The 6,983-nt window shown below is 65.7% G+C and carries 8 protein-coding genes; 5 read left to right on the top strand and 3 right to left on the bottom strand.

The genetic code is table 11. The annotated features are described in order from the left end of the window. Positions 1–56 precede the first annotated feature (56 nt). Positions 57–695 carry a HEAT repeat domain-containing protein gene (locus KBY71_RS13950; protein WP_254929504.1) on the top strand — a complete coding sequence of 213 codons (639 nt, stop codon included), beginning with the start codon at positions 57–59 and terminating at the stop codon, positions 693–695. Continuing rightward, a complete protein-coding gene (locus tag KBY71_RS13955) occupies positions 692–1,165 on the top strand; it encodes a low molecular weight protein-tyrosine-phosphatase (RefSeq protein ID WP_254929499.1) in 474 nt (157 codons plus the stop codon). The genes KBY71_RS13950 and KBY71_RS13955 overlap by 4 nt, the downstream gene beginning before the upstream one ends. A 4-nt stretch (positions 1,166–1,169) precedes the next feature. On the opposite strand, the gene KBY71_RS13960 is transcribed toward KBY71_RS13955, so the two are convergent. Together KBY71_RS13960 and KBY71_RS13965 are read right to left on the bottom strand one after the other, a co-directional pair. Next, on the bottom strand, positions 1,170–2,756 hold the full coding sequence (locus KBY71_RS13960) for a bifunctional pantoate--beta-alanine ligase/(d)CMP kinase (RefSeq protein WP_396095534.1): 1,587 nt from the start codon (positions 2,754–2,756) through the stop codon (positions 1,170–1,172). 58 nt (positions 2,757–2,814) lie between these two features. After that, positions 2,815–3,366, bottom strand: coding sequence for a septal ring lytic transglycosylase RlpA family protein (locus tag KBY71_RS13965; RefSeq protein WP_254929500.1), 552 nt, complete (start codon positions 3,364–3,366; stop codon positions 2,815–2,817). A gap of 390 nt (positions 3,367–3,756) precedes the next feature. On the opposite strand from KBY71_RS13965, the gene purM reads away from it, so the two are divergent. After that, positions 3,757–4,797, top strand: coding sequence for a phosphoribosylformylglycinamidine cyclo-ligase (purM, locus tag KBY71_RS13970; RefSeq protein WP_254929501.1), 1,041 nt, complete (start codon positions 3,757–3,759; stop codon positions 4,795–4,797). A 346-nt stretch (positions 4,798–5,143) separates the two neighbouring features. Then, positions 5,144–5,653 carry a hypothetical protein gene (locus KBY71_RS13975; protein WP_396095536.1) on the top strand — a complete coding sequence of 170 codons (510 nt, stop codon included), beginning with the start codon at positions 5,144–5,146 and terminating at the stop codon, positions 5,651–5,653. Here the strand turns inward: KBY71_RS13975 and KBY71_RS13980 are convergent. Further along, a complete protein-coding gene (locus tag KBY71_RS13980; RefSeq protein ID WP_254929502.1) occupies positions 5,650–6,621 on the bottom strand; it encodes an aldo/keto reductase in 972 nt (323 codons plus the stop codon). The two genes, KBY71_RS13975 and KBY71_RS13980, sit on opposite strands and share 4 nt — an antisense overlap. Before the next feature lie 35 nt (positions 6,622–6,656). On the opposite strand from KBY71_RS13980, the gene KBY71_RS13985 reads away from it, so the two are divergent. Continuing rightward, positions 6,657–6,812 carry a hypothetical protein gene (locus KBY71_RS13985; protein WP_254929503.1) on the top strand — a complete coding sequence of 52 codons (156 nt, stop codon included), beginning with the start codon at positions 6,657–6,659 and terminating at the stop codon, positions 6,810–6,812. Positions 6,813–6,983: the final 171 nt, after the last annotated feature.

The raw sequence follows: 6,983 nt of genomic DNA on the forward strand, positions 1-6,983 counted from the left end.
AGCGGCGCCCCCGGCGACGAGGCCCTGCTGGCCTGCATGGACGCCTTGCTATGAGCATGGATTCACCGGTGGCAGCCCGGATTGCAGCCCTGCAACAGGCCGGCAGTGCCCTGGCCCTACTGCAAGCCACCCAGGAACTGGCCAGCTGCGCCGATGCCAGCGCCGCTCCGGTGCTGGTGGAGGTGTTGGGCTTCAACAACCCCGGTGCGGCGGTAGCCGCCGTGGAGGGGCTGATCAGCCTGGGGACAGCGGCCGTGGAGGCCCTGTTGCAGCTCGACCCCGAAAACTACGGAGCCCGGGCCTGGGCCGTGCGCGCCCTCGCCGGCATCGGCGATGTGCGCGGGCTAGAGCTGCTGCTCGATGCCCTCGGCAGCGACGTAGCTGCCAGCGTGCGCCGGGCTGCCGCCAAGGGGCTCGGCCAGCTGCAGCTGACCGAGCTCCCCCCTGACCAAAAGCAGGACGTCCAGCGCCAGTGCCTAGGAGCCCTACTGGCCGCCACCAGCGACGGCGAGTGGGTGGTGCGCTACGCGGTGGCGGTGGGGCTGGAGTTGCTGGCAGCTGGCCTGCCCGCGGCAGGCCCGGAGAGGCAGCTGGCCCAACAGGGCCTGCTCACACTCCAGGAAGCGGCTGATGGCACTCCTCCAGTGGTGCAGAGGCGCGCCACGTTGGCCCTTTCACGGCTGGAGCTGCAATGAAGAAACGGGTGCTGTTTGTCTGCCTGGGCAACATCTGCCGCTCCCCAGCCGCTGAAGGGGTGTTTTTGCACCTGCTCCAGCAATCTCAGGCTGGTGAGCGGTTTGTGGTGGATTCGGCTGGCACCGGTAGCTGGCATGTGGGCAAGGCTGCCGATGCCCGCATGCGCGCAGCCGCCAGCCGCCGCGGCATCCAGCTGCCCAGCCGGGCGCGACAGCTGGAGCGAGCGGACCTCAACCGCTTCGACCACATCCTCACCATGGACGCCAGCAACCTGCTTCAGGTGCAAGCCCTAGCCGGGAAAGCTGGCGGCAGCAGCCTCGCCCGCATCGAGCCGCTACTGCGCTATTGCAGTCGGTTTGATGTCAGCGAAGTGCCCGATCCCTATTACGGGGGGGCCGAGGGATTTGAGCACGTGCTCGACCTGCTGGAAGACGCCTGCAGTGGCCTGCTGCAGGCCCTAGACGTCTAAACGACTAAACGCCGTTAGCGGCCGGCCAGGCCTCCTCCGGAACCCTCTCGCGGAACAGGTCCACGAGTGCCTGGATCACAGCCTCAATGGCCATACCGTCCGTAACCAGCTCCACCGCATCCGCTGCCTGGCACAGCGGCGCCACCTCCCGGCTTGAGTCCTGCTGATCACGGGCAGTTATCTGGGCCTCCAGCTCAACCAGCGGAGGCACCGCAAAGCCCCGGCTCTCGAGGTCTTGGGCGCGGCGGCGGGCCCGCTCCGCAGCAGTGGCCGTGAGAAAAACCTTGAGCTCAGCGTCGGGAAAAACGGCGGTGCCGATGTCGCGGCCCTCGGCCACCAGCCCCCCCTTAAGCCCCATGGCCTGCTGCTGGGCCGTGAGGGCCTGGCGCACACAGCCGTGGGCAGCCACCAGGGAGACCTGGGCCGTTACCTCCGGGCTGCGAATCGCCTCGGTCACGTCGAAGCCATTGATGCTCACCAACTGCTCGCCGGCGCCGCCGGCACTGAGCTGCAGATCCAGGCCCAGCAGAAGGGGTTCCACAGCCGCCGCATCGGCAGGGTCAGCCCCCTGGCGAAGCACCCACCAGGTGAGAGCCCGGTACATGGCGCCGGTGTCTAGGTAAACCAGGCCCATCTGGCGGGCAAAGGCACGGGTGACGGTGCTCTTGCCCGCCCCCGCTGGTCCATCAATGGCAACGATCGGCAGACGAGACATCAGAAAACAATGGTCGATCAGGCGGCTTGAACCGCAGTGCACCGCAGTGGCGAGCAGGGCCAAGCCTTGCACTTGCTGCAATGGCTCCAGGCTATGGGGAGCCACAAGCTCCACATAATCCACCCTCAGGCCCGCCGCTTCCAGCTGCTGGGCCAGCTGGGAAGTGAGCGCTGGGGCTTGGGAAAGGCCGCCACGCAGTTGGGCAGCCGCAGCCGCCAGACCAGCTGGCAGCGCCGCGGCCTGCTGGCGCTGGGAGGGGGAAAGGCGACGGTTGCGGGAGCTGCAGGCGAGCCCATCGGCCTCCCGCACTGTGGGGCAGCCCTGAATGCGCAGCGGCAAGCCCAGATCCGCCACCACCCGCCTCAGGATTACCAGCTGCTGCCAATCTTTTTCGCCAAGCAGCAGGAGATCAGGGCGCACCAGGGTCAGCAGCCGAATCACCACGGTGGCCACCCCCTCAAAGTGCTGGGGCCGGTGGCGGCCACAGAGCCCCTGGCGCAAAAGCAAAGGCGGCACCACCCGGGTCAAGCCGGCCTCGCCCCGGGGGTAAATCTCCGCCACGTTGGGAGCAAACAGGGCCGTGGCACCTGCTGCGGCGGCTAGATCAATGTCGGAGCGGAGGTTCCGGGGATAGGACTCGAGATCTTCCCCAGGGCCGAACTGCAGGGGATTGACAAACACACTCAGCAACACAGATGGGGGCTGGCCTGAACCTTGCCTCAGTGCCGCTGCTCGGCGAATCAGCTGCTGATGACCCTCATGCAGCGACCCCATCGTGGGCACGAAATGCAGGGGAGCCTGCTGCTGCTGCCGCCAGGCGGCTAGGTCTTGGCATGTTTCGAGCAGGTCCAAGGAAAGAGCGGCGGCAGCCAACAAAAAACCCACCCGCCAGATTGGCGGATGGGCTGATTGAGGGGAGCTGGCTTAGCTCAGCTCACTGGAGCACTTCGAGACGCACTTGAGCAACGCCACTGGCTGTGAGGCCTAAGGACTGGGCAGCTCCATGGGCAATGTCAATGACGCGGTTGCCGTGGAAAGGACCCCGGTCGTTGATGCGCACCACGGCGGTGCGGCCATTCCAGAGGTTGGTCACACGCACCTTGGTGCCGAAAGGCAGGGTGCGGTGGGCCGCCGTGAGGGTGCCAGGACGAAAGACTTCGCCGTTGGCAGTGCGGTTGCCGAAGAATCCGGGGCCGTACCAACTTGCCTGACCCTTGGAGCTATGCACCACACGGGGCGCTGGCTTTGGGGCAGGAGCGATAGGGGTCGGAGGAGCCTGCTTGATCTGGGTGTCACTTGGTGACAGCTCCACATCAACCTCGCGGATGGCGACTGCAGGCGAAGGGCCTTGGGGCTCAGGGCTGGAAACAGCCATCGCTACAGCATCGTTGCTGGTTGAGGCGAGGCTGGACTCGGCGATGGCGGGAACCAAAGCACTGCCGGAGAGAAGCAGGGCGAGAGCCCCAAGGGAGAAGGTGCTGCGCATAACAAACGAAACTCGCCGCTGTTGCGGCAATCACCAGCCAGAGGCAATTAGTGATTCGTCAGCGTTGGATTCGATCTCAAACTGAATGGAGTTGAGATACGAATTCGCGTTCGGGGTTCCTATCGGGAATTGACGACAGGGCAAAGTTAACTGCTTCAGCCGGCCGTTTCGGTCAAAAACGACACCTACAAGATTGATCAGCAATTGTCATCCAAGCGACCAGGGCAGGCGCTTACAGGGCTGAGCGGGGGTAGGCAAGGCCAGCGAGGATCAGCGACCCAAATCACAATCATCAGCGCAGCTAATCGTTTGGGGTGCCAATCGGGCAATTGGCCCCGGATTTGGGGAGGTGGCATCAGAGGATCGGAGCTGCAGATGGGTTCGCACGGGATGGACTACCGCACAGCCGGGGTGGATGTGGTCGCAGGCAGGGAGTTTGTGGAGCGGATCCGGTCCAGTGTTGAAGCGACACGGCGCCCTGAGGTTGTGGGCGGGCTCGGAGGCTTCGGGGGGCTATGCCGACTGCCCGCCGGGCTACGGGATCCCCTGCTGGTCTCCGGCACCGACGGGGTTGGCACCAAGCTTGAGCTGGCTCAGGCCTACGGCCGCCACCACGATGTGGGCATCGACTTGGTGGCTATGTGCGTCAACGACGTAATCACCAGCGGGGCCGAGCCGCTTTTCTTCCTTGATTACATCGCCACAGGCAAGCTCAGCCCGGAGGCCATGGCTGAGGTGGTGGAGGGCATCGCCGACGGCTGCCGCCAAAGCGGCTGCGCCCTGCTTGGCGGCGAAACAGCCGAAATGCCTGGCTTCTATGCCCCTGGCCGCTACGACCTGGCCGGCTTCTGCGTGGCCGTGGTCGAGGCAAGCGCCCTGATCGATGGACGGGCCGTTAGCGCCGGGGATCGCATCCTGGCGGTGGCCAGCAGTGGGGTCCATAGCAATGGCTTCAGCCTGGTGCGCCGCATTCTTGAGAGCCAGGCGGTCGATGAACTCACGACCCTGCCCCACAGCAACCAAAACCTGATAGATGCCCTGCTCGCCCCCACCCGTCTCTATGGAACCTTGGTTAAAGCCTTGCTTGCCAGCAAGGTGCCCATAAACGGCATGGCCCACATCACCGGCGGCGGCCTGCCTGAAAACCTGCCCCGCTGCCTGCCCACTGGGGTGCACGGCGTGATCGACCCAACCAGCTGGCAGCGTCCACCTCTGTTCCGCTGGCTGCAGCAAGCCGGCGAAGTGCCGGAGGCCGATCTCTGGAACACCTTCAATTTGGGGGTGGGCTACTGCCTAGTGGTGCCGGCAGCTGCAGCGGATCAAGCTCTCGCAATCTGCCAAGACACTGGCTACGAGGCCTGGGAGCTGGGCGCGGTGGCCAATGGCAGTGCTGGAGCGCAACCGCTGGCAGGACTTCCCTTCAGCGCTTGATCAGCCCGGCTGCCAATGGCCAATTGCATCAGAGTGGGCTGTTGGGACGGTTGGAAGACGCTCTCCTGCCTAGGGTGCTGGCCTCGAAGTTGATCAACACCTATCGCCCCGGTTCCTGAGCCAGGGCGATGTTCGAGCCATACGTAGTCGTATTAGGAGTGGCGTCATGACGCAATCAATAGGTTCACCACAGCGAATAGCGGCCCCAAGTCCCCTGGGCTCCTCCGCTGCCCCCCCCCTCGGCACTGGTCAACGCATCACCCGCCGCCGCAGCTCGGCCGGCCCCGTAGCCCCAACCCGGCCGCAACGCCCCCGAGAGCTTCAGGCAGCGCCCCAGCGGGGGGGGCTGAGGCCCACCTTTCTCACCCTGCGAGATCACGGCAAGGTCTATGTAGCTGACCTACCCCGTCTCTCAGACGGCCAACTGGCCCACGTGACCAAGGAAGCGCGGGAGGTGCTTGAAAGCCTGGGCCGCCGGCTGGAGGAGCTAGAGGCTCAGCCTTTCCTATCCCAGGCCGAACAGGACACCAGGATCCGGGCTTCCACCAAACGGGATGTCACGGAACGCTTCCTGCGCTCAATCGATGACGAGCTGCAGCTTCGCCACAACAACCCCGCCCTGAGGGCAGCGGCTGGGGAGTCTCTGGCTCGAGCCTTCCTAGAGCTGGCACGCCACCGGCTGCCTGGAGCCACCTTCGATTCCCTGCTGCAGGAAGCCCTGGCAGCCTGCGGCCCCGAAGCGGCCGCCGAAGCCGAAAGCCACGGCGACCACGGTCCCAGCCCTGTGGTGCCCCTGGTACGCCCCCAGGCCATGCCCGTGGTGCTCACCCTCGATCCAGCCCCCCAGGCCGGCTAGTCGCTCTGGAAGGGATTGGCAGGCATGCCTACCTGCAATCCCAGCGCCAAATCATCTAGACGGCGACGCTCCTGCTCAGACAGGTTCCAGGCCAAGGCAGCCGCAGCCTGCTCCACCTGCTCCGGCCGGCGCAGGCCGGGAATCGGCAAAGCGCCGTGGGCACGACACCAGTTGAGGGCCACGGCCGCCAGGCTGGCGTCGCGACTGGCCGCGATTCGGGCCATCTCAGCCTGGAGCTCAACCAAGCCGGGAGTCAACCGGCGGAACAAAGCTCCCCTTGGCCCCCTAGGCAGAGGCCCAGCCGCTGTTGATCTGGCCAGCAGCCCCAGGGCCAGGGGGCTGTAGGCGATCAAACGGACACCCAGCTCACGGCAGACTTCAGCCACACCGCCCGGCTGGATCGGATTGGGTGCCAGCAGCGATAGCTGCACCTGGAGGCTGCTGAGCGGCACTCCCCGCTCGGCCAAGCGCCGGTGCACCTCCCGCAGGCGACGGGAGCCCATATTTGAAACGCCAAGGGCCGCCACATCCCCCTGCTGCACCAGATCAGCCAGACCCTCAAGCAGAGGGTCCTCCTGCCAGGGGGCGTAACGAGCCGTGCTCCAGTGCAGCTGCACCAAATCAATTCGACCGGCCAGGCGCCGTTTCGAAGCCGCAAAAGCCCGTTCATAGCCGCGGCGCCCCAGTCGCCAGGGGAAGGGGGCGAGCTTGGTAGCCACCAGCAGCTGGTCGCGATGGGCCGCCGGTAGGGCCGCCGCAAAGCGGCCCAAAAGGGCCTCACTGCGGCCGTTAAGCCTGCCAGTGCCGTAGGAATCCGCGGTGTCAAAGGTGTGCAGGCCGCAGGCCACAGCCCGCTGAAAGGTGGCTTCAAGCACCGGATCCTGGCTCGGGTCGTAGCCCCAAAGAAATTGATTTCCCCAGGCCCAAGTGCCGACGCCGATGCCGGGCTGCCCCACTGGATGCGCCATCGTGGAGTTAGGTGCCAAAGCGGATACCTCCCAAAATGACCGATTCCCCCACACCCGGCTGCGCCAGCTTGGCTAAGAACACCAGCGAGCCAGAGCCCCCCCTCGAGCCGGTTCTTTGCCAACACTGCGGACGCACCGCCAGCAATGGCATCAGCTGCCAGGGCAGCTGCGTGGCCGACTCGGGCTACTGAGCACGCCCATGGCGCGAATGTTCAGCCTGGGCCTGATGCTGCTGGCCTGGGCCAGCGCCGCCCAAGCAGGGGGTTTCGGGCGCTGGGAGATCGGGCTAATGGGCTGCTCCCTGAGGCAGGGCCAGATGGGGCAACCCCAGCTGATGCGCGAACAGAAGCAGGACTGCGTCC

Source organism: Cyanobium sp. T1B-Tous, from assembly GCF_024345475.1.
GTDB lineage: Bacteria > Cyanobacteriota > Cyanobacteriia > PCC-6307 > Cyanobiaceae > Cyanobium_A.